This window comes from Pseudomonas sp. TNT2022 ID1044, from assembly GCF_028656895.1.
In the GTDB taxonomy this organism is placed as follows: domain Bacteria; phylum Pseudomonadota; class Gammaproteobacteria; order Pseudomonadales; family Pseudomonadaceae; genus Aquipseudomonas; species Aquipseudomonas reinekei.
In genome coordinates this window covers 82,466-104,307 of record NZ_JAMDHB010000008.1, presented here as the reverse complement: position 1 = coordinate 104,307, position 21,842 = coordinate 82,466, and the positions used below count along the sequence as shown (strand labels likewise).

General features: G+C 56.1%; 14 protein-coding genes. 11 read left to right on the top strand and 3 right to left on the bottom strand.

Annotation, left to right across the window (positions count from 1 at the left end):
- Nucleotide 1 precedes the first annotated feature (1 nt).
- Nucleotides 2–1,621, top strand: coding sequence for a DUF2300 domain-containing protein (locus M5G20_RS12345; protein WP_273919334.1), 1,620 nt, complete (start codon nucleotides 2–4; stop codon nucleotides 1,619–1,621).
- A 3-nt stretch (nucleotides 1,622–1,624) separates the two neighbouring features.
- Complete coding sequence (locus tag M5G20_RS12340) at nucleotides 1,625–2,434, top strand: YfaP family protein (RefSeq protein ID WP_273919333.1); 810 nt, start codon at nucleotides 1,625–1,627, stop codon at nucleotides 2,432–2,434.
- A gap of 66 nt (nucleotides 2,435–2,500) precedes the next feature.
- On the opposite strand, the gene M5G20_RS12335 is transcribed toward M5G20_RS12340, so the two are convergent.
- Nucleotides 2,501–3,562 (bottom strand): PDDEXK nuclease domain-containing protein, encoded by a 1,062-nt coding sequence (locus tag M5G20_RS12335; protein ID WP_273919332.1) that lies wholly within the window; start codon nucleotides 3,560–3,562, stop codon nucleotides 2,501–2,503.
- Nucleotides 3,563–4,242: 680 nt separating this feature from the next.
- Entirely contained in the window at nucleotides 4,243–4,902 is a 660-nt protein-coding gene (locus tag M5G20_RS12330; RefSeq protein WP_273919331.1) for a hypothetical protein, read from the bottom strand.
- Between the two features lie 338 nt (nucleotides 4,903–5,240).
- On the opposite strand from M5G20_RS12330, the gene M5G20_RS12325 reads away from it, so the two are divergent.
- The 9 genes from M5G20_RS12325 (at nucleotide 5,241) to M5G20_RS12285 (ending at nucleotide 20,813) form a co-directional block, all read left to right on the top strand.
- On the top strand, nucleotides 5,241–6,452 hold the full coding sequence (locus M5G20_RS12325; RefSeq protein ID WP_273919330.1) for a hypothetical protein: 1,212 nt from the start codon (nucleotides 5,241–5,243) through the stop codon (nucleotides 6,450–6,452).
- Nucleotides 6,453–6,522: 70 nt separating this feature from the next.
- A complete protein-coding gene (locus M5G20_RS12320) occupies nucleotides 6,523–6,750 on the top strand; it encodes a helix-turn-helix transcriptional regulator (protein ID WP_248089636.1) in 228 nt (75 codons plus the stop codon).
- A gap of 335 nt (nucleotides 6,751–7,085) precedes the next feature.
- Nucleotides 7,086–8,033 carry a YagK/YfjJ domain-containing protein gene (locus M5G20_RS12315; protein WP_273919329.1) on the top strand — a complete coding sequence of 316 codons (948 nt, stop codon included), beginning with the start codon at nucleotides 7,086–7,088 and terminating at the stop codon, nucleotides 8,031–8,033.
- A gap of 162 nt (nucleotides 8,034–8,195) precedes the next feature.
- The gene (locus M5G20_RS12310; RefSeq protein ID WP_273919328.1) at nucleotides 8,196–10,121 is read left to right on the top strand and encodes a type I restriction-modification system subunit M; all 1,926 of its coding nucleotides are present in this window, start codon (nucleotides 8,196–8,198) and stop codon (nucleotides 10,119–10,121) included.
- Complete coding sequence (locus M5G20_RS12305; RefSeq protein WP_273919327.1) at nucleotides 10,118–11,461, top strand: restriction endonuclease subunit S; 1,344 nt, start codon at nucleotides 10,118–10,120, stop codon at nucleotides 11,459–11,461. The genes M5G20_RS12310 and M5G20_RS12305 overlap by 4 nt, the downstream gene beginning before the upstream one ends.
- Nucleotides 11,458–12,414 (top strand): GIY-YIG nuclease family protein, encoded by a 957-nt coding sequence (locus M5G20_RS12300; protein ID WP_273919326.1) that lies wholly within the window; start codon nucleotides 11,458–11,460, stop codon nucleotides 12,412–12,414. Before M5G20_RS12305 ends, M5G20_RS12300 begins: the two co-directional genes overlap by 4 nt.
- Before the next feature lie 70 nt (nucleotides 12,415–12,484).
- On the top strand, nucleotides 12,485–13,951 hold the full coding sequence (locus M5G20_RS12295; protein WP_273919325.1) for an ATP-binding protein: 1,467 nt from the start codon (nucleotides 12,485–12,487) through the stop codon (nucleotides 13,949–13,951).
- A gap of 229 nt (nucleotides 13,952–14,180) precedes the next feature.
- Nucleotides 14,181–17,363, top strand: a complete 3,183-nt coding sequence (locus M5G20_RS12290) for a type I restriction endonuclease subunit R (protein WP_273919324.1) — start codon at nucleotides 14,181–14,183, stop codon at nucleotides 17,361–17,363.
- 453 nt (nucleotides 17,364–17,816) lie between these two features.
- Nucleotides 17,817–20,813, top strand: a complete 2,997-nt coding sequence (locus M5G20_RS12285) for a TrlF family AAA-like ATPase (RefSeq protein ID WP_273919323.1) — start codon at nucleotides 17,817–17,819, stop codon at nucleotides 20,811–20,813.
- A 204-nt stretch (nucleotides 20,814–21,017) separates the two neighbouring features.
- Here the strand turns inward: M5G20_RS12285 and M5G20_RS12280 are convergent, their stop codons facing one another.
- A complete protein-coding gene (locus M5G20_RS12280; protein WP_273919322.1) occupies nucleotides 21,018–21,836 on the bottom strand; it encodes a hypothetical protein in 819 nt (272 codons plus the stop codon).
- Nucleotides 21,837–21,842 lie beyond the last annotated feature (6 nt).

Sequence of the window (21,842 nt, the reverse complement as noted above, 5' to 3'; positions counted from 1 at the left end):
CATGACCCGACATTTGCTCTGGTGCTTGCTGTGTTTGATCCCTGCGCTGGCGACGGCGCAGGACGAACCGCTGCGCCTGGGCTTCGAAGGCGAACTGCTGTCGTTGAGCCGGACTCAGGTTATCGCTCGTGAACCGTTGCCCGACACTTTGCAGACGCCGCTGGGGAGTTTGTGGAAGTTGTTCGTCTACGGCTGGCTGGTAGACACCGGCGCCCGGGAGCCTGCCTATGAATGTCGCGGGCAGTCGAAAGAGGAAGTTTATTGCTGCGCGGCGGGCGGCAGGATTGAACGTGATCAGGCGTTGGTGAAGTCCTGCGGGTTGTACTTCGAGCCTGCGCGATTGGGCATTTCCGGCGCAGCCTGGCGCCAGTATTGGCAAACGCGGCAAGCGCCGGAGTGGCTGCTTGATTTGCCTTCGATGCAACCCTCCACGCGCGTGTCAGTGGTGGAGTTGCTGCGAATGCTGGCCGTGATGCCCGCGCAGGATCAGGCACGCCGGGTGTTGCTGGACGTCGTGTTGAGCGCCGCCGACGGCAATGTCGTGGGCGAGCTTGGTGGCCGGTTGCGGGTGAAAACCTGGAGCTGGTTGGGGGAGCAGGATCCTTCGTCGCGTCAGGGTGGTTTCGCCGGTTGGACGGCGAATGTCACGCCGATCTGGGCCGGTGGGAGGGGAACCAGTCAGAGGGTTTTGCGCACTTACGCTCAGGCGTTGGCGTCGGTGTTACCGGTTGACTGGCCTGCGGATCCGGGTCGTTGTGTCGAGGTGGGGCTGTTTTCACGTTATCCGATCGGACGCGTTCTGGCGGGCGATCGTGTTGTCTCATCCGGGCCGATCAGGGGCGATTTTCGCGTCGAATTCACCAATGGCAACCAACTCGATATCCACAGCGACGGTGAACTGTTTTTGTTGAACAGCCAGCTGGTCGCCCGCCTGGATCGCGAGGAATACGTCGCCCGCGTGCTTCAGCGTGAAGCCACCGCCGAACCCGTCGAAGCCGCCAAAGCCCTGGCCGTCGCCATCCGCACTTATCTGCTGCAAAACGCCACGCGTAACGGCGATTGCCTAAGCATCGACGACAGCAGCCAGCGGCAACGAGTCGCCCCACGACCGGCCACCACCGAAGCGCGCAACATCGCTGCGTGGACCAGCGACCTGGTGCTGGCGGGCAGCGCCGTCACTTACCATTCTGATCAACCCGGGCCGGACAAATTGTCCTGGCAACACGCCGTCGAGCAGGCCCGCGCCGGCCAGCGTTATGACGCCATTTTGCTGCACGCATACCCGCGCGCCAGCCTCAGCCGCTGGGACAACCCCGTCGCCTCCTGCGAAACACTGCCCGCCGCGCAAGACTGGCTGCAGAAACAACGGCGCGGCTGGCGCCCAAGGCTTGAAAGCGAAACCGGCTACAACGAAGTCAGCACCTTCGCCGTTTGCCGCTTGAGCTTTGGTCGGCCCTATGTCGACCGCGAACGCCAGCGCATCTATGTGCGTGGCGTGCTGTCCCTGCAGGACCGCCTCGACCTGACGCACGAATACCTGCACCTGGCCTTTGAAGCACACCCCAACGGCCAGGATGAAACCTACATCGAAGGGCTCGCCCGCCACCTTTTGCTGGAATAGACCATGACACTTCGTTATTCACCGGTCTTGCTGTTGCTTTGTTCGCTGACGGCGTTGCCGTGGGCAATGGCGCAAGGCATCAAACTCGACACCCCCAGCGGCGGCTGGCGAACCGGAATGCCCGAAGGTGAAGGCGAGAGCTTCCGCCAGACCGTCAATTACCCCGCCTCTTCGGTCAACACCCCGGCAGGGCAGGCCAACACCGCGCGTATCAGTGGCCAGATCCACGCCACACCGAAATCCGCGGAGCCCGGTCGACTGATCGTCAACGGCGTCAGCATGCCCCTGAAAATCGACCCCGCCGGCCGCTTCGACCGCCCGTTCTCATTTCCCAATGGCAGCAACAGCGTGGAAGTGCGCAGCCCCGATGGCCAACAACGCCACCGCACGCAATTCCTCAACGCCAGCGGCGGCGCCACCCCCGCCAAACTGCGCGTACTGCTGGCCTGGGACAGCGATGGCACCGACCTCGACCTGCACCTGATCACCCCCGACGGCGCCCACATCTGGTACGGCGACCGCGCCGTCGCAAACGGCGCAGCCCTCGACGTCGACGTCACCACCGGCTACGGCCCGGAAATCTTCGCCATGCCCGCACCGATCAAGGGCCAGTACCTGGTGTATGTGAATTACTTTGGTGGTGGTTACCGCAGCGATGAAGCAGGGCAGGAGGAAGCGGTACAACCGCTGACAACGGCGCAGGTGACGGTGATTACCGAGGAGGGGACGCCTGATGAAAAAATGGAGACGTTTCTGGTGCCGATGCGAGCGGTGGGGGAGTTGACGTTGGTTAAGGGGTTTAGTTATCCGTGAGGCTCAGATTCAGCGACTGCAATGTTTGCATGCGGCTGCTCTCCTTAAATTTATAGGTCTGTACCGTCATTGCGCGTCGTCCTCCAAGGGGGCGTCATCACTTGCCAGCTCGCGTTCGATCTGTTCGATACTGGGCAGACTGGTTTGTAACTCTGCCGGCAGGGATTCCACCAACTGGTATTCGGCCACGCCAATGGGGCGGGCGTTATCGCGCAAGGCATATTCGGCCACGACCTTGTTCTTGCTCTTGCACAGCAGAAGGCCGATGGTCGGGCCGTCCTGTGGATACTTGAGCTGAGCATCCACTGCAGTGAGGTAAAAACCAAGCTGACCCAGATGTTCGGGTTTGAACTTGCCAGTCTTGAGTTCAATCACCACATAGCAACGTAGTTTGAGGTGATAAAACAGCAGGTCGATGAAAAACTCGTCACCGCCTACGTCCAGCAGCACTTGCTTGCCGACGAAGGCAAAGCCCGCTCCCAGTTCCAGCAAAAAGTCGGTAACGTGTTTAACCAGAGCGTTTTCGATCTCGCGCTCCTGGGCATCAAGAGTCAGGCCGAGGAAGTCGAAACGGTAAGGGTCTTTCAGTGATTCTCGGGCAAGGTCGGATTGCGGTTTGGGCAACTGTCTATCGAAGTTGCTGACGGCCTTGCCGCTGCGTTCCAGCAGACGGGTTTCAATCTGCACCACCAAAATATTCCGCGACCAGTTGTGCTCGATGGCCTGTGCGGCATACCAGCGGCGGGTTTCAGGGTCGTGAAGCTTGTCTAGCAACATCAGATTGTGACCCCAAGGCAATTGTGCAGCAGCTTGTTGCACAAATTCCGCGTCGGGCCACGCTTCGGCAAACGCGCGCATGTATTTGAGGTTGCGTGGAGAAAACCCCTTCATATCAGGAAAGGCTGCGCGCAAGTCCTGAGCCAGTCGGTCGATCACCTTGGTGCCCCAGCCCTGTTGCGCTTGACGGATCAAAATATCCTGACCGATCTGCCAGTAGAGCAGCACCAGCTCGCGGTTCACCGCCAGAGTGGCGCGCTGTTGGGCTTGATGGATTCGGGTTTTGAGGTCGGCCAGCCAATCGCCATAGCCTTCGGGTGGAATGCTCAGGCTAGCGGGGGTGGCGCTCATGCATTTTTCCCTGATGGCTTTTTTCGGCGCGGCCTTCGCCGCGTGTGCCGCTATCTCGGTTTAGAGGTCAGTAGCGACGGTCGAAGATTAGTCAGCCCATTTGTCAGGCGCAAGCAGGTTGGGCTTTATAGGAACTTTCCTTCAAAAGACAGCGAAGATGCTTACTTTTAGGTCGTTATTGCTCAAGACACGGAAAATAAATCTGTCCCGTTTTATCACAGTCCCGTTTTATCCGAACGATCAACGACACGGAGGCGCCCGGCTGGAAGGTGGCTTCGACGACTTGGCGTTTAAAGTTCAGCGGAAAGTTGGGGCGGCGACCAGCTCGACGGGCAGGGGCAACTGTATCCAAGATAGTGTCCACTAAAAAATGGTGTCCACTATCTTGGCCAATTTGGAGGGCTGTCAGGATAGAGTGCTGGCCGGACGGTTACCAACGGGTTCCCGAGCCAGACAACCCTATTCTGATTTTTCAGATGGGAGGTTTGCTTTTCAGCAGGCATTAAAAAGCCGGCTTGTGGCCGGCTTTATTATCTCGTAACTATCAGATAAATAAGGATAAAAATATTATACGTAGGATTAACCCACACCTTGACCCATACTTTGGCGGTGAATGGGTTGGGACTGTGATCGGGAGGGTTTTGTGCTTTTTCCCTATTAAGGGGGGGCGGGCCTGGTCGTTAGACAGACCTTGGGCTCATCATCTCATGCATTGCTACGGAAGCATCGACAGCCTCCTGGATTACACGCATTCGATTCTCTACGTTCGCAATCGCTTTTGCTTCCTCGTCAGCGGTTAGCGTTGGTAGCTCGTTTCCCATTGAAGTCTCCCACAGCGTGAGCCGCTTCAGGCAATGGCGCAGCTGCTTCTTGGTCTCCTCAATCCGTATCTGATTTAGTTCGTTCGCAAGCTTGCTTGTGTTGCGTGTGACCTTCGCCATCAGGTTTTCCTGGAGCCTTGTCTCTTTTTGCGCTTCGGCCAGGTTAGCTGCATCTTCGATAAAGCGCTGGATCAGCGCTGTTTCAGTTGTTCTGTGGTTTTTTGCAAGTCTCTTGAGCGTGGTCTTGGTTTCAAGCGGCAGTGTGAAGGAGCAGGTCTTTCTGCCTCCTTTGGATAGGCGATACCGCCTTTGTCTGATTGCGCTTCTCAAACGCTCGATGAGCTTTACACCTTCAGCCTCGGATTCGAGGGCATGGATCGATCTGACCAGATAGCTGAAGTTGCTATCTGCAAGGGCGCTCAGGCTGTTTTGCAACGACGAAGAACCTCGGCGCGATAGGTAGCTGGCAGCCCAGCGCCACTCATCGCTGTCCTTCTCATTGAGCCAGCTCGGTTTCATCTCTGTCCCTTTCAACCCCGTTCCTCCTGATCAGTACCCTCGGCAGGGTAGCGATAGCTCATAGCTATGATTTTTCGTTAACGGATTTGTTCATTGATCTGTTAGCAGGATCTTATCACGCGTTGTTAATGTATGTGTGAACATTCCTGTTATAGGAGTTGTTAACAGAACTGTTACATGAAGTAGATATTCTGATTTTATAGGTATAAAATCTCATCTAAATTCGCGATTTTTTGGTGGAATTTGTGTCAGAGCTGTTAGCTTTATCGGAAGATCTAGAGATTAGTTCTGATTCTAGGTTCTTTCTTCAAGCCCTGATATGCCGAGAGCAGGCCCTTTTGACTACCTCGATCAAGGTCAAGCCGGTTGCGAAGCTCCTCTGCTTGACGGATAGGTTGGTCAGAGACGCCACGCGAGGGTTGGCCGAAGCTGGGTTGTTGGTGAACAAAAAACAGGCAGGTAAGGTGGGGCGTCCGGGGCAGGAATATGAGGCGTCGCAGTACCTCCTTGATCTGCTCGCTCAGCCAAGAGGGAGTACGCTTGCTCATCAGGAACTGGTCCTGCGTCTCTTTAATGAGCCGGAGATTTATGCCGAGGGGCCTCTGCATGAAGCAGATGGGGGGAACGAGAAGGCTGCTCGTAAACAGATACGTAAGGATGGGCGACCGGCAGCTCCTGGCGCTTGTGGACGCCTGGGGGCTGCCACGAGAATGGTTTTGGCTGCCCTTTTAACCTTTGCCGATCAGTGTGGGGTTGTGACCGTAGTGGGGGAGGCGAAGCTTCGAGCAATGACGGGTTTGAGTTCAGTTGCGCTCAAGCACCAGGTGAAGCGGCTAGTCAGCCTGGGTTTCATTCGTGTTCATGTACCGGGTGTATCCAATGGCTTTTTCGTTGGGGCCAAGGTTCGCAGTACCTACTACCTGAACCTCGATCACCCTCAACTAGGTAAGCAGAGTTTCCGTTGCGCCGTGCTGGTTTATGCAGAAGATGGACTGTCCCACAGCGCAAGGTTGGCCAGTGGGCTGCGGTCTGACGTAGCAGGAGCTCTTCTCGCTCTGGGACCTGCTGCGCTGGATGTCCTGTATCACAAGCTGGCCGGGTATACGTCGCATCTGCTGTCCCTAACATGGGGAGGGCCAGGCGAAAGATACGGCAAAGTTCCTGCGTCTCTAGAGGGCCTGATCGGTCGAGAGCTGGCGCAGCTGAAGGTAGGAAGGCCGGGGCAGGACGAGGCCGGCTACTACTGGCCTGGAGTGCTCGATCACTTCTTTGAGGTGGCGTTCGAGTGGGCCGAACACTTGAAGCAGAAGTTAAATGGCAAGGCGTGGCCGGGGTACCAGCCCCAGGTGATTAGGCTGATACCTGCGCCGGAGTCAGAAGAGGGCGATGGTGATTTGAGGGTCGTTTCCCTGATCGTCTATCCGGCTCCCGAGAATCAGAAGGCCTGCATTGTCTACAAGGATGTCCGTGGCGGATTCCTTCGTGAGTTCGACAGCGAGGCTGACCTGGATGTGTGGAACCGCTACGAGTTTGGCTTGCTAACCGAGTAGGTGCCCGAGCCTTCGAGTTATTTCTTACCGCCCCTGCAGATCCTCTGAACGAATACGAGGAGCCCCGTTCATGAGGATCATCCGCCTGAAAGAAGTCATCGACTCGACTGGCCTGGCCCGGTCGACCATCTATAAGTACATCGGGGAGGGCACTTTCCCGAAGCCGGTCTCATTGGGTGACCGTTGTGTCGGTTGGGTTGAAAGCGAGGTGCACGACTGGATCCTGGCAAGGATTGAGGAACGAGATCTGGCTGAGAGCGCTTCAGCCCGACCTGGCCGTCTGAGTATGGCCAGCTAGAAACCAGCATAAACGCCATGACCGGTTAGTAGCTGGTCATGGCGTTTATGCTGCTTGGAAAGATCCTGCATTCTCAGCTAACTCCCCCAGGACCCCAATGGGTTAATCTCTCGATAGGCTTGGCAATGTTGCTCCCCATTGCTCTGCCTGGCCGGAAGCGTCCACCTTGGGGTGAGGTGCTTCTAGTTATATAGCAATTAACTATCAATCAATAACGACCCAATAGATTATCTAACCCAGCTACACACCACCACCTCAAGCTAGTGATAGGTCATCAGTTAAAAAGTACATAGCGCACCTACCTGATATGCAAACCACCAATCAGGTACACCCCCATGACCAAACGCAACACCTACACATACCTTTCCCAGTCCGACATCGCCATTCAGATTGAACGACTCGTCCAGGCCACCGAGCAGCATGACAGCCCAGCCTTTCGGTTCAGGCAAACCCGTACAGGTTATGAGCGAGTAGAGGAGACCCGGCTCTCCAGGTACTTCACTCACATCCGCCAGATGATGGATCTGTTCGATGACCGAGTTGAATACCGCTACAGCGAACACCTACAAGCGTTTAGGGAAGCATGCCAAGACATTGGACTGGAGCGTCACCCTGATGGTCCTGTCTGCCGGGATGAAAGTGGTACGGCTTGGCTCGATCATCATCACAGCATGAACGTGTTGGTCGCTCGTATCCGTCAGTTGACTCGTGAGCGATGGTATCTCCGCAGGAAGGATGACCTCCGCCTCCAGGCTAAGAAGCAGGAGGGCAGCGTCACCGATTACGTTGATGCTGTGCTTGATCGTTACTCTCGCACCACAATAGTCAGGGTCAATCTCTACTACCGCTCGGAAGCGCAGGCAAGGTTACGTGTTGAGCACGTATTCGACGACCTGGATCGGCTGATTGCTGAGCGTGAGCGCAATCCGATCTTTGACCACCTCACTGGTTACATCTGCGCGGTTGAGCAGGGGGAGGGTCGGGGCTACCACGTCCATGCGGCTTTCTTCTTCAACGGTAATGAAGTGCGCGGAGACATCTATAAAGCCAAGCAGATTGGCGAGTTGTGGGAGCGTATTACGCGGGGGCAGGGCTACTTCAATAGCTGCAATCACAACAAAGAAAAATACGGGAATAGGCGCGGTATTGGCATCATCTTGCGTAGTGATCGAAATATTCGTCCCCATGTCCACGACGCGGTGCGCTACCTGGTCAAGGATGATCAGCAGTTGCGGATGAAGCCGCTCCGGGGCAAATGCCTGCGCAAGGGATTGCCACGGTAGCTATCTACCTGAAATCTTAACAAGTCGCAGCTCGCGTGCTGGTTCTCAGTTCCCTGACCGGTTAAGGTTCTGCCATCTGCAACACTACCAACGCAGGGAGGCACCGGGGCGGTCATCGCACGACAAGCCTCCCTGCGTTCACCCCGTTTAAAGGATTCCTGCGTGAACCAGCAACAGCAAAATCTCGCCGATTTCATCTGGAACGTGGCCGACGTACTACGTGGCGATTTCAGACAGTCCGAGTTCGGTCGCATCATCCTGCCCTTCACCGTGCTGCGCCGCCTAGAGTGCGTACTGGAGCCGACGCGTAAAAAGGTGCGCAGCCAGTTTCTGGCAATGCACGCCAGTGGCGTGGATATGGATTTGATTCTGCCTGCCACTGCCGGGGCTACTTTTTATAACGTCTCGCAGTTCGCTCTCGACAGCGTCGGCTCCACCAGCACCCGCGCCAACCTGGAAGATTACATCGCCAAGTTTTCGTTCAATGCCCATCAGGTATTTCAGCACTTTAATTTTGCTGATTGGCTTAGCCGACTGGAGACCGCCAACCTGCTGTACCTAGTGACGCAGAAGTTCGCTAGCATCGATTTGCATCCCAACGTCATTAGCAACCACGAAATGGGCCTGGTGTTTGAACACCTGATCCGCAAGTTCGCCGAATCCGCCAATGACACCGCCGGGGAGTTCTTCACCCCGCGAGACGTGGTACGCCTAGCCACCACTCTGATCTTCGCTCCCGACCATCAAGCTCTGAATGGTGATGGCGTGGTGCGTACCGTGTATGACTGCGCGGCTGGTACGGGCGGCTTCCTCTCCTCGGCCATCGAGCAGGTGGCCGAGTGGAATCCCAATGCCCGCCTGGTGCCCTACGCCCAGGAATTGAACCCGGAAACCTACGCCATCTCTGTGGCGGATAAGCTGATCCAGGGCTTCGAGACCAAGAACATCAAGCTAGGCAATACCCTCTCTAACGACCTGCTGTCCCATGAGCAATTCGACTACTGCTTGGCCAATCCGCCATTCGGCGTGAAGTGGGAGAAGGTGCAGAAGCAGGTGCAGGACGAGCAAACCAGTCTTGGTTTCGCCGGGCGCTTCGGTGTCGGCCTGCCACGAGTGGGTGATGGCTCGCTGCTGTTTCTTATGCACCTACTGTCCAAGCGCAAACCGGCGGAGCAGGGGGGCACACGGATCGGTATCGTCTTGTCCGGCTCTCCGCTGTTCAATGGCGGTGCGGGCTCCGGCGAGTCGGAGATCCGCCGCTGGATACTGGAAAACGACTGGCTGGAGGCGATCATCGCCCTACCCAACGACCTGTTCTACAACACCGGCATTGGCACCTATATCTGGGTGCTGTCCAACCACAAGGAAGCCGCGCGCAAAGGTCAGGTGCAACTGATTGATGCCACAGCCATGCACGCGCCCATGCGCAAAAGTCTGGGCAGCAAACGCAAGTTTCTTTCCGAAGAGCAAATCGCCGAGATTGCCAAGCTCCACGAGGCCGGCGAGAGCGGCGTGAACAGCAAGGTATTTGCCACAACCGAATTCGGCTACCGCCGCATCACCGTCGAGCGTCCGCTGCGTCTGCGTTTCTCGGTTACGCCGGACAAGCTCGCCGCCTATCAGGACACCAAGGGTTCCGATCAGGCCGAAGCCTTTGCCAAGGTATCCGGCAGCTTCGACAACCTATCTGACTTCCTCAAGGCCGCCAGCATCAAGAAGCTCGGCAAGGGGGCGCAGAAGGCCATGCTGTCCTGCTTCGGCGAACGCGACGCCGAGGCCCAGCCGGTACTGGACGACAAGGGCAAGGTGCAGGCCGATAGCGACCTGCGCGAATTCGAGAACGTGCCGCTGAACCAATCCATCGATGATTACTTCGCCCGCGAAGTGTTGCCCCATGTGCCGGATGCCTGGATTGACACCAGCAAGACCGACGCGAAGGACGGCCAAGTCGGCATCGTCGGCTACGAGATCAACTTCAACCGCTACTTCTACGTCTACCAGCCGCCGCGTGCGTTGGCCGAGATTGATGCCGATCTTAAGACCGTGGAGGCCGAGATCGCCGCACTGTTGGGTGAGGTGACGGCGTGAGTCATTACAAACGCTATCCGGTGTATAAGGATTCCGAGGTTGAGTGGCTGGGGGCGGTGCCGGAACATTGGGCGGTTAAGCGCCTAAGGTTCACTGCAACTTTAAATCCAGCGATACGCCTGGATCTACTAGATAATCAGGATCGTGATGTTTCTTTTCTTCCTATGGAAGCCATAGGCGAGGACGGATCTCTTAATTTTGAACAGACCCGGCCTGTGCGCGATGTACGCAATGGTTATTCCTACTTTGAAGACGGAGATGTGGCGTTCGCAAAGGTCACGCCATGCTTTGAAAATGGCAAGGGTGCCCTAATGCAAGGGCTGCTGGATTCAGCGGGCTTCGGCACGACCGAACTGACAGTTCTCCGACCCAACACAAAAATCATGGACGCTCGTTACCTCAACTACGTTGTGCAGAGCCCGCGGTTCCGGGCACTCGGTGTAGGTGCCATGACCGGGGCTGGTGGTTTAAAACGCGTCCCAGATGAATTCACACGAAATTTCCCTACAGCGTTACCTGATCGTATTGAACAGGAATCCATCGCCGGACACCTCGACCGCGAAACCGCCCGCATCGATGCGCTGGTGGAGAAGAAAACCCAATTTATCGAGCTGCTACGCGAAAAGCGCCAGGCGCTGATCACCCATGCCGTCACCAAAGGTCTTGATCCGAATGTGAAGATGAAAAACTCCGGCGTGGAGTGGCTGGGGGATGTGCCGGAGCATTGGGGGGTACTGCAGCTTAGGCAGACTGCACGGCTTGAATCTGGACACACTCCTAGCCGTTCAAAGCCTGAGTACTGGGTAAATTGTACAGTTCCGTGGTTCACCCTTGCTGATGTCTGGCAAGTTCGCAGTGGCGAGCAGAAATATGTGTCTGAGACCTCAGAGAAAGTCAGCAAACTTGGACTAGAGAACTCCTCAGCGCGTTTGTTGCCTGCAGGGTCCGTATTTCTGTCTCGCACGGCGTCTGTGGGTTTTACTGGGATTTTGGAAGTCGATATGGCGACATCCCAGGACTTTGCGGTGTGGACATGCAGTCGCGATCTTTTTAACGAGTACCTCTACTATGTCTTGCTAGGGATGAAGCCTGATTTTGACCGGCTGATGATGGGCTCCACTCACAAGACCATCTACATGCCGGACATTGAGGCAATTCGGATTACTCGCCCACCGATGGAGGAACAAAAGGAAATTGTCCATGCCTTGGGCGGGCAGCTTGTTCGCTTTAAGTCGATCATTGATAGGACCGAATGCAGCATTGTCCTCCTCAAAGAACGCCGCTCAGCCCTAATCACCGCCGCCGTCACCGGACAAATTGATTTGCGGGAGGCCACATGAACCCAGGGCGCAGCATTCGTCTATTTCTGGTGGATGGTACGCCCAACGGCCTGCTTACTGCCGAGATCATGAACTGGACAGGTCATGTGCTCACCGGCCCGCGCAGCAAGCTGGCCGAGCTGGCCGAGCTGGTGCAGCGTCCAGAGTGTGGGCGAACTGGCGTGTATTTTCTGGTCGGCCTCGACCCGGAGAACAACCTGCGCTCCAAGGTGTATATCGGCGAGTCGGATGACGTGGCCAAGCGCCTCAAACAGCACAACCGCCCCGAGGCCTCCGAAGGCACGACCGGAGGCAAGGATTTTTGGGAAAAGGTCTGCCTTGTCACCAGCAAGGACCAGAACTTGACCAAGACCCATGTGAAGTATCTGGAAAGCCTGCTGATCAGCATCGCTAACCAAGTCGGCCGCTGCGAGCTGCTTAATGGCACTGCGCATGATTATGGCAGTCTGCCGGAGTCCGACCGCGCTGATATGGCCTTCTTCCTAGAGCAGATCCGTACTGTGCTGCCGGTGCTGGGCTTCGACTTTCTGCGCGAGCTGAGTAAGCCTTCCGCCGCCGTCAGTGCCAGCTCGGTCACTCCGGTCAGCCACTCGCCGCGCTTCAATCTGGAGGTGCCGCGTTACAGCATCAGTGCTCAAGGGCAGGAAATCGACGGCGAGTTCTTCGTGCTCAAGGGCTCGAAGGCCCGTGCCGAGTGGGTGGGCACCGAACGTGGCTACCAGGGACTGTTCAAGCAGTTGGTCGTCGAAGCTGTCATGGTCGCACAGGGCAGCAATAACCTGGTGTTTAGCGACGACTATGCCTTCAGCAGCCCCAGCGCTGCCGCCGCCGTGGTGTGTGGCCGTTCCGCCAATGGGCGCACCTCCTGGGTGGTTGAGGGCACGGGGCAAACCTACGCAGCCTGGCAGGATCAGCAGTTAAACAGCGTTACCCCCGAACCGGAGGCAGAATGAGCAAGCCAGACACTTTTCTGTGCAGCTCAGTGAGTCAGTTGTCGGGCACCCATAATTTCAGGAGGGCGTCATGACCTTAGAGCGAAATGCCGATTACCTGATCAGCTTGGTCAGGGAGCTGTGTAAGCTGCCGGCCGAAACCCCTTGGCTGGAGTTCAAACACAACAACGCCGATCCACAGGAAATTGGTGAGTACCTAGCTGCTTTATCCAATGCGGCAGCTCTGGACGGCAAAAGCAATGCCTATCTGGTCTGGGGCGTGAGTGACAAGACCCATGAGATTGTCGGTACTACTTTCAAACCGCACAGCGCGAAGAAAGGTAACGAGGAGCTGGAAAGCTGGCTGCTGCGGCTGCTGAGTCCGCGGCTGCATTTTCGTTTTCATGCCTTCGAGGTCGACAGCAAGCCTTTGGTTTTGTTGGAAATTCCCAGCGCACACAGTAAGCCGACGACCTTTGAGGGGCGTGAGCTAATCCGGATTGGCTCCAACAAGAAGCCGTTGAAAGACTTCCCTGAACAAGAGCGTGCGCTCTGGCGAGTATTCGATCGAACCCCTTTCGAGGAGCTGTCGGCGGCAAGCAATCTAGATGCTTCTGAGGCTTTGGCCTTGCTTGATTATCCTGCTTATTTCCAGTTGCTGGGGCTTCCACTGCCTACGGATCAGAGCGGTATTCTCAACCGTCTGCAAGAAGATGGCATGCTGCGTTGTGATGCGGCCAAGCGCTGGGAGATCACCAACCTCGGCGCGATTCTGTTTGCCCGTGAGTTGCAGAAATTCAAAGGGCTAGCGCGCAAGGCGGTGCGGCTGATTGTTTATGAAGGCAAGGGGCGTCTGAAAACCGTACGTGAGCAGCAGGGGCACAAGGGCTATGCCAGCGGTTTCGAGGGGTTGATTGATTTTCTCAGTGCACTGCTGCCTCGAAATGAGGTAATTGGAAAGGCTCTGCGCAAGGATGTGCCGATGTACCCGGACTTGGCAGTGCGTGAGCTGATTGCGAATGCCCTGATCCATCAGGATTTCTCTGTGTCGGGTGCAGGCCCTATGGTGGAGATTTTTGATGACCGCCTTGAGATCACTAATCCCGGTGAGCCTCTGGTCGATGTTGATCGTTTTCTCGATAGTCCGCCTCGCTCACGCAATGAGGCGCTGGCCTCTTTTATGCGACGCGTCGGCATCTGTGAAGAACGGGGTAGCGGCGTGGACAAGGTGGTTTCCGATACGGAACTCTATCAATTACCACCGCCGCGCTGGGAGCGCCCTGATGGCTCTCTACGGGTCGTACTGTTCGCTCACCGAGCACTCAAGGACATGGACAAGCAGGAGCGGGTATATGCCTGCTATCTGCATGCTTGCCTGCGTTATGTGTTGCGTGACCCGATGACTAATACGACGCTGCGTGAGCGCTTTGGAATCGATGCCAAAAACAGTGCGATGGCATCGCGGATCATTCGGGACGCAAAAGAGGTACAGGTCATTAAGCCGTATGAAGAGGGGCAGTCCAACAAAAACTCACGCTATCTGCCCTACTGGGCTTGAGTGGCGTTGTATTTGACGGGTATTTGATTCGTCGTCTGTTGGGCGGCATATTTTCAAGGCTAAAGCCTATAAATCAGTACGCTTGCGGCTTTAGCCTGATGTTTTTTGTATTTGATGGGTATTTGACTGGCGACTCAGCTTGTCGGCACCGAGCACTAGACGAACTCAAGACCAACTTTAGACAAACTGCCTCTCTCAGATAGGGGTGGGCCAGACGAAGGATCGCCCCATGAGCCACATCCACCACGAATGCGAACTCGAACGCCATATCGTCGAGCAACTGGCTGCTGCTGGTTGGTTGGTCGGCAAGTCCGCCGACTATGACGCGGCGCGGGCGCTGTTCCCTGATGATGTGCTCGGTTGGCTGGAGGAAAGCCAGCCGCAGGCCATGGCCAAGCTGCGGACCATGAACAGTACTGGCACTTGCGATGTGGTGCTGGATCGGCTGATTAAACAACTGGAAAACAAGGTCGATGGCGGAACGGTGAATGTGCTGCGTTACGGCTTCGCCGTGGCCGGTGGCGGTACCTTAGCCATGAGCCAGGGGTTACCGGAGGATGATCGCAACGAGACGGTGATTCTGCGCTATGCGGCCAACCGCCTGCGCGTGGTACCGCAGTTGCGTTACTCGTTGGACAAGACCGACGAGATCGACCTGGCCTTCTTTATCAATGGTATTCCCGTGGCTACGGTGGAGCTGAAGACCGACTTCACCCAGTCGGTGCAGGCTGCCATGCAGCAGTACCGGATGGACCGCAAGCCGGAGCGCAAGAGTGGCGGGCTTGAACCGCTGCTGAGCTTCAAGCGTGGTGCAGTGGTGCACTTCGCCATGAGCGACAGCGACATCCGCATGACCACCAAACTGGCCGGGGATTCGACTTTCTTTCTGCCGTTCAACCGGGGAAACGATGGCGCGGCGGGCAACCCACCCGGCGACAATCACAGCTACCCGGTGAGCTACCTTTGGAAGCGGGTGCTGCAGAAGGATAATTGGCTACACATCTTCCATCGCTTTGTGCTTCAGGAGCGCAAGGAAGCCCAGGATTTGAACGGCAAGACCTACTTCAAGGAAGGTTTGATTTTCCCGCGCTTCCATCAGTGGGAAGGCGTAACCAAGATTATCGACGCGGTGCGCATCGAGGGTGCCGGTCAGCCTTATCTGATCCAACACAGCGCTGGCTCGGGCAAGACCAATACCATTGCCTGGACGGCGCATTCGTTGATCCGTGTGCGGCGCCCGGATGGCGAGCCGTACTTCCATAGCGTGATCGTGGTCACGGACCGCCAGGTGCTGGATCAGCAGTTGCAGGATGCCATCCAGCAGATCGAGCACCAGGCAGGTGTGGTGTGCGCCATCGACCGTCAGCAATCCAGCCTCCCCAAGAGCCAGCAGTTGGCCAAGGCAATGCTAGACGGCGTGCCTATCATCGTCTGTACCCTGCAGACTTTTCCCTATGCACAGAAGGCCATTCTGAGTGAAACCAGCCTGCGTGACCGTCGTTTCGCCATCATCATCGACGAGGCGCATAGCTCCACTGGTGGCAGTACCGCCGATGACCTGCGCTATGTACTGACCGGGCAGAGTGAGGCCGAGTGGGACAAACTGAGCAAAGAGGAGCGTTTGTCGGTATGGCAGTCATCGCGTAGTCGACCGGGCAATGCCAGCTACTTTGCCTTTACCGCCACGCCCAAGCATTCGACCCTAAGTTTGTTTGGCCGCCCGCGAAATGCGGCGCAGCCGGTGAACCAGGAAAATCCTCCGGCACCGTTTCACCTTTACACCATGCAGCAGGCCATCGAGGAAGGCTTTATCCTCGATGTGCTGAAAAACTACACCGGCTATAACGTGGCGTTCAAAATCGGCAGCGAGTTTGTCGACGACAAGCGTGTGGACGAGACGAGTGCCCGGCGCAAGCTGGCCAAGTGGCTGTCACTGAATCCGGTGAACGTGGGGCAGAAGGTCGAGCTGATCGTTGAGCACTTCCGCAAGAACGTTGCACACCTGCTCGGTGGCCAGGCCAAGGCCATGGTGGTGACCAGCTCACGTGCCGCTGCGGTGAAGTATCACCTGGCGCTGCTGGATTACTGCCAGCGTAAGGGTTACGACAACGTGCAGGCGATGGTGGCGTTCTCCGGTGAGGTGGCCAATAGCGATGTGCAGGAAACCGGCCTGCCTGCGGATCACCAGTTCAGCGAGACAAACTTGAACCCCGGCCTCAATGGCCGCGATATGCGAAAGGTGTTCGACACCCAGGACTACCGGGTGATGATCGTCGCCAACAAGTACCAGACCGGCTTCGACCAACCCAAGCTGGTGGCAATGTACCTGGACAAAAAAATCTCGGGTGTGGAGGCAGTGCAGACGCTGTCGCGTTTGAATCGAACCTTCCCCGGCAAGGACAAGACCTACGTCATCGACTTTGCTAACGAGGCAGAAGAGATCCTGGCAGCGTTCAAGACCTTCTACCGTGATGCTCAGGTGGCCGATATTCAGGACCCGAACATTGTCTACGATATCAAGCAACGCTTGGATGGCATGTTCATCTATGAGGCCGCTGAGGTCGAAGCGTTTGGCGAAGCCATCGTGAATCGCAATGTCACTCATCAGAAGCTTTATTCGCTGACTCAATCAGCCACCGACCGTTTCAACGGCAAGCTAAAGATCCTCAACGATGCCATCGACCAGTGGGAAAAGGCCTGGGAGGCCGCTCACGACAACGGTGACGAAAAGGGGATGGAGTACGCCGACGTACAACGGGCGGAGTACTGCATGGGTCGTGATGAATTGATGATCTTCAGCGAGAGCTTGAACAAGTTCGTCCGCACCTATGAGTACATTGCTCAACTGGTGGAGTTCGGCGATCCGGCGCTGGAAGCTTTCGCAAGCTACGCAAGGCTTCTGCGTAAACGCTTGAAGGGCGTCAGCGCCGAACAGGTGGATCTGGGTGATCTCAAACTCAGCCACTACAAGATCAAAAAAGGGGAAGGCCTCGCAGGGCTTTCAGCCGTGGGTGAGGCCCCCGAGCTGTATGGCATCACCGACAACGGTCTGCGTGACGCTCGCGACCGGGAGAAAAAATACCTCGCCGAGCTGATCGAAAAGCTCAATAACGCTTTCGGCAAGGACATCACCGATACAGACCAGGTGGCATTCGCGGTGCATGTGTCCGAAAAGCTGCGTGGCGATACCGTGGTCATGGCTCAGGTGCAGAACAACACCATGGACCAGGCGATGAAGGCTGACCTGCCGAGCAAAGCCATCCAGGCCATTGCCAGTGCCATGAGCAGCCACACCAACATGGCGACCAAGTTGTTGAGCGACGAATCCACGCGGGATGTGTTCCTGACGGTGGTGTATGAGTTGCTGAAGAAAGATGCGGGGGCTGATCTGCTCGGTTCGGCGCGGACTTAAGCGGCAACAGCTAAAAGCAAAAAAAGAAAAATGAGATTGAGGCAGGCAGGAGGCACAGTAGCCCCCTGTCCGCTTCATGCTGTAATTGCAATCACGACAAGTATCAGTACGGTGAACGGTGCATTCTCGGTGTTGTACGACGAGGCGATCTGAATCTCCGGTGCCGTGTTCACTACGCGATGCGTTATCTGGTCAAAAATGACCAGATAACGCATGAAACCGTTGCGAGGTAAGTGCCTGCGTAAAGGACAGCTTCGGTGACCAGGGCGTTATGTGATCACCTGGCTGTCGGGTGGTGAAAAGTCGAGTAGGCTTAGGCCTTTGAACACGGCTTTAGGGCCACCATGCACATGTCTGTAGTGATACTCAGGCAAGCTGATCGGAGCGACTAGCTCTGTTTACGTGAGGTGGAGAACAAGCAGGCAAATGCTGTCCGAGAGGGATCTGAGCAACATGGCAGAAGAAACATGCGAGTTTGGCAGTAAAATGCACAGTGACCGCGGCTCCGAGTGGCACCGGTGGGATCCGCACATACACACTCCTGGCACGGTTCTGAATGATCAGTACAGAGGGGGGGACCCTTGGGAGGCTTTTCTTTCCAGGGTGGAGACCTCCGACCCCACGATTGAAGCATTGGGCATTACCGATTACTTCGGTATCGATCCCTATGAAAAAGTGCTCGAATTCAAGCGTCAGGGACGCCTGCCGAATGTTGGACTCATCTTTGCCAATGTCGAGCTTCGTCTAAACATCGAGACGAATCGTGGAGCGGCGCTCAACCTGCATCTGCTCTTCCCACCGGATGATCCAGATCACATCGGTCGAATCAAGCGTTTTCTATTGGAGTTCGAGTTTCCGTACCAGGGGGAGAACTTCCGCTGTCATCGTGAGGATTTGATCCGCTTGGGTAAGAAGCACAAGCCGGAGCAGACGGATCTTGAGGCGGCTCGTTCTGTCGGTGCAAACCAGTTCAAGGTCAGCCTAGAACAGTTGAAGGCCGCTCTGGGCAAGCATGAATGGGTTAAGCAAAATGCACTGATCGCAGTTGCAGGGGGCCAAAAGGATGGTACTTCCGGTCTAAGAGACTCGGGTGACTCCTGGGCGGCGCAGCGCAAAAACATCGAGCAATTGGCCCATATCATTTTCGACTCCAATCCCAAGCAGATAAGCTTCTGGCTTGGCCAAGGCGCACTTTCAGTGCAAGACCTGGACGCGCAATACAACGGCCGAAAACCTTGTCTTCATGGGTCGGATGCGCATACGGCTGATATGGTGGGCGTGCCGGACAAGCAGCGCTACTGCTGGATCAAAGGCGATCTGGCCTTTGAATCGCTCCGTCAGACCTGCCTGGAACCCGAGGAGCGCGTGTTCATTGGGCCAGAGCCGCGACGCGGCTCCCTGCAGAGCCATACCATCGAGTCTTTGACGGTCAGCGGTGCGCCATGGCTGACGAAGGCAATGGTTCCGCTAAATGCCGGCTTGGTCGCTGTGATTGGTGCACGTGGCTCGGGGAAAACAGCACTGGCCGATTTAGTTGCTGCTGGGGGATACGGGCTGTCATCGCATATCAACACCGAGTCATTTGTTTTCCGGGCCAAACAGCATCTGGATGATTGTAGGGTAGAGCTAACTTGGGAGAACGGTGAGGCAACCGGCAGCGAAGTAGTACATGCTGATTTTGACGATCTTCTATACAGCCCTCACGTACAGTACCTTTCCCAGCAGTTTGTGAACAAATTGTGCTCGGCAGAGGATACGAGTAACCCGTTGAATGCGGAGATAGAGCGAGTCATCTTCAACGCGCACCCGCGAGATGACCGTATGGGCACCTCCGTCTTTCAGGAGCTGCTTGAGCTGAGGCTAGAGGGCACGCATCAGAAGCGCCGGCGCCATCAGGAGACGCTACGCAAGGCCTCCAATGACCTGACAGAGGAGCGCACTCGAAAAGCAAGTTTGGCGGGGCTGCGGAAAGACCGTGATGGGAAGGCCAAGGCGATCGAGCAAGACAAACGCGATCGAACGTCACTGATCCCCAAAGGCAATGAGGAGCGTGCCAAGCGTTTGGAAGATGTCTCGCAGGCCGCTGAACAGAAACGCCTGCAGGTCGAGCGGGCGAAGCGCCGCCACCAGACATTGCTTAACCTGAAAGGGGACGTCGAGGACTTCCGCACCCGTCGAGCGCCAGAGCTTCTGGACGAAATGCAGCAAGAGCGTCCTGATACGGGCTTGTCGGACTCCGACTGGGATGCATTCAAAGTGGACTTCGTGGGTGATGTCGACACGCTGTTAGCGGAGCGGCTGCGCCAAGTGAAGGCTCTGGTGGTGAAACTGCAAGGACCATCCGAACTTGATCCCCCGATTAATGAGGAGGCCGATCCCACGATTTCACTCATTCCTGAGGGGGCGGAACTTCAACTGCAGACTCTTGCATTGCTTGATCGAGAGGTTGTCCGCCTAAACCTGCTGGTTGGCGCCGATAAGACAAAGGTTAAACGCTATTCCGCGCTGAGCGATAAAATCATCAAGGCGGAAAGCGCTCTGACCAAGCTCGATGAGCAGATCAACCGTGCGCAAGAGGCGGATACCAAGATACGGGGCCTGATCCAACTGCGTCGTACTTCCTACGAGGGGGTATTTGAGGCCATTGTGGAGGAGGAGCAGGAACTCAAAGCGCTTTATGCACCGATCCAACAGCGAATCGAAGCTGATACTGGTTCAATGGCTCGGTTAGCCTTCACCGTTAAGCGCAATATTGACATTGAAAGCTGGGCTATAACCGGCGAAAACTTGCTCGACCTTCGTACCGGGCCATTCCGAGGACGTGGCCAGGTTCTGCTGGCCGCTAAAGGAATGTTGATCTCTGCCTGGCAGACAGGAACATCCGCCGAAGCCGCTGCTGCGCTGCTTGAGTTCGTCAAGACCAACGAGGAAAACCTGCGGGCGCATAAACCGGACAACGTCGAGTTCCGCGAGTGGGCCCGTCAGATCTCGGATTGGCTCTACAGTACGGAACACATAACAGTTGGGTACACCCTTCAGTACGACGGGGTGGAGATTGAGCAGCTTTCGCCAGGGACGCGAGGGATTGTGCTTTTGTTGCTATATCTGTCGATCGATGCGGAAGATGATCGGCCGCTCATCATTGATCAGCCGGAAGAGAATCTGGATCCGCAATCGGTGTTTGAGGAACTGGTTGCACGATTCCGGGAGGCTAAGCTGCGACGTCAAATCATCATCGTGACCCACAATGCCAACCTGGTCGTGAATACTGATGCCGACCAAGTGATCGTGGCGTCTTGCGGTCGCCATAGATTGGGGCAATTACCCGAGATCACGTACGAATGTGGCAGTCTAGAGAACCCCCGTATACGGCGGCGAGTCTGCGAGATTTTGGAAGGGGGAGAGCGGGCGTTCAAGGAGCGTGCTCGGCGTTTGCGCGTAGTGCTTTAGTCGGCTACGAACATCTCTCTGGCAATTGCTCTCATGCAGGCTACTGCTCAAAGTGGTCCTCGCCAATGCGATTGTCTGGACAGGCGATACGATTGCACTTGGCCAAAAATAAAAACTGAAGTGAAGTCAATAGGGGGCGTGTGCCCCCTATTTTCTGGATTAGCAAGGCCACTGCCTTAACCTGTCCAGCGGTACTCAGGATCGTTATTGCAGCAGGTAACCCATCAGCTGGTCATCCTTGTCGAAGCAGAGGATGGTTTCACAGCGACCGCCTAACTGGTCGGCATTCGATTCGCTGATGTCCGGTAGCCATTTACCCAGTTCAGCTATTGGCACCTTTTTGTTGTTGATGTAGCAATCGTCGTCAGCGCGTGGGTTGCACCAAGCACTCTTCACGTCCGGCCATTCGGATTTGGCGGTGACCGTTTTTTGCACATTGCTCTTGGATTGCAGGTGCTGACCGTTGTTTAGGTCAGTAAGGTACTGCTTGTAGCCGCCAACGTAATACTCGCCAAACAGGTTCTGTATCGTGCTTTCAGGCGCGCCAGCCTCTTCGTAAAAGCTATGGAGCAATTTCCCCGCCTCTACGTAGCTGAGGCGATCCTGGCCTTTGGCTGGGCCGCTGTCCAAGCGATAGGCGACTGGTTTGCCATCGGTGCTCTGGTCAATGTAGTACCAGAGCGACAGGCGATAGGGGATGTCGGCTGACCAGTGACCGACGATGTTTCCGCCGCCATCCCGGCAGTTCTCTTTGATGCAGCGCCCAGAAAACTGATTCGAATAGATGACATCCTGCTGGCGCTTTTCGTCCCAGATCTTCACGTCACGAGGCTGGTAGTACCAAACGCATTGAAGGCTGTAGTTTTTGTCCATTCCATTGATGAATTCCTTGACTCCACAAGGAATGGCTTGGGGCAAGCCTTCCATTGTTTGCTCGCTAGGGAAATAAAGTCCCAGGCCCTGGTAGGCGTTGGCGGTCATTGAAGTTATCAACAAGACAATGACGCTGATTATTTTTTGCATGAGATA

Excerpts from the sequence above, each read along its gene's own strand:
- M5G20_RS12345 (WP_273919334.1), top strand. The coding sequence starts at position 2 with ATGACCCGACATTTGCTCTGGTGCTTGCTGTGTTTGATCCCTGCGCTG.
- M5G20_RS12285 (WP_273919323.1), top strand. The coding sequence starts at position 17,817 with ATGGCAGAAGAAACATGCGAGTTTGGCAGTAAAATGCACAGTGACCGC.
- M5G20_RS12330 (WP_273919331.1), bottom strand. The coding sequence starts at position 4,902 with ATGAAACCGAGCTGGCTCAATGAGAAGGACAGCGATGAGTGGCGCTGG.
- M5G20_RS12320 (WP_248089636.1), top strand. The coding sequence starts at position 6,523 with ATGAGGATCATCCGCCTGAAAGAAGTCATCGACTCGACTGGCCTGGCC.
- M5G20_RS12295 (WP_273919325.1), top strand. The coding sequence starts at position 12,485 with ATGACCTTAGAGCGAAATGCCGATTACCTGATCAGCTTGGTCAGGGAG.
- M5G20_RS12335 (WP_273919332.1), bottom strand. The coding sequence starts at position 3,562 with ATGAGCGCCACCCCCGCTAGCCTGAGCATTCCACCCGAAGGCTATGGC.
- M5G20_RS12315 (WP_273919329.1), top strand. The coding sequence starts at position 7,086 with ATGACCAAACGCAACACCTACACATACCTTTCCCAGTCCGACATCGCC.
- M5G20_RS12300 (WP_273919326.1), top strand. The coding sequence starts at position 11,458 with ATGAACCCAGGGCGCAGCATTCGTCTATTTCTGGTGGATGGTACGCCC.
- M5G20_RS12340 (WP_273919333.1), top strand. The coding sequence starts at position 1,625 with ATGACACTTCGTTATTCACCGGTCTTGCTGTTGCTTTGTTCGCTGACG.
- M5G20_RS12290 (WP_273919324.1), top strand. The coding sequence starts at position 14,181 with ATGAGCCACATCCACCACGAATGCGAACTCGAACGCCATATCGTCGAG.
- M5G20_RS12280 (WP_273919322.1), bottom strand. The coding sequence starts at position 21,836 with ATGCAAAAAATAATCAGCGTCATTGTCTTGTTGATAACTTCAATGACC.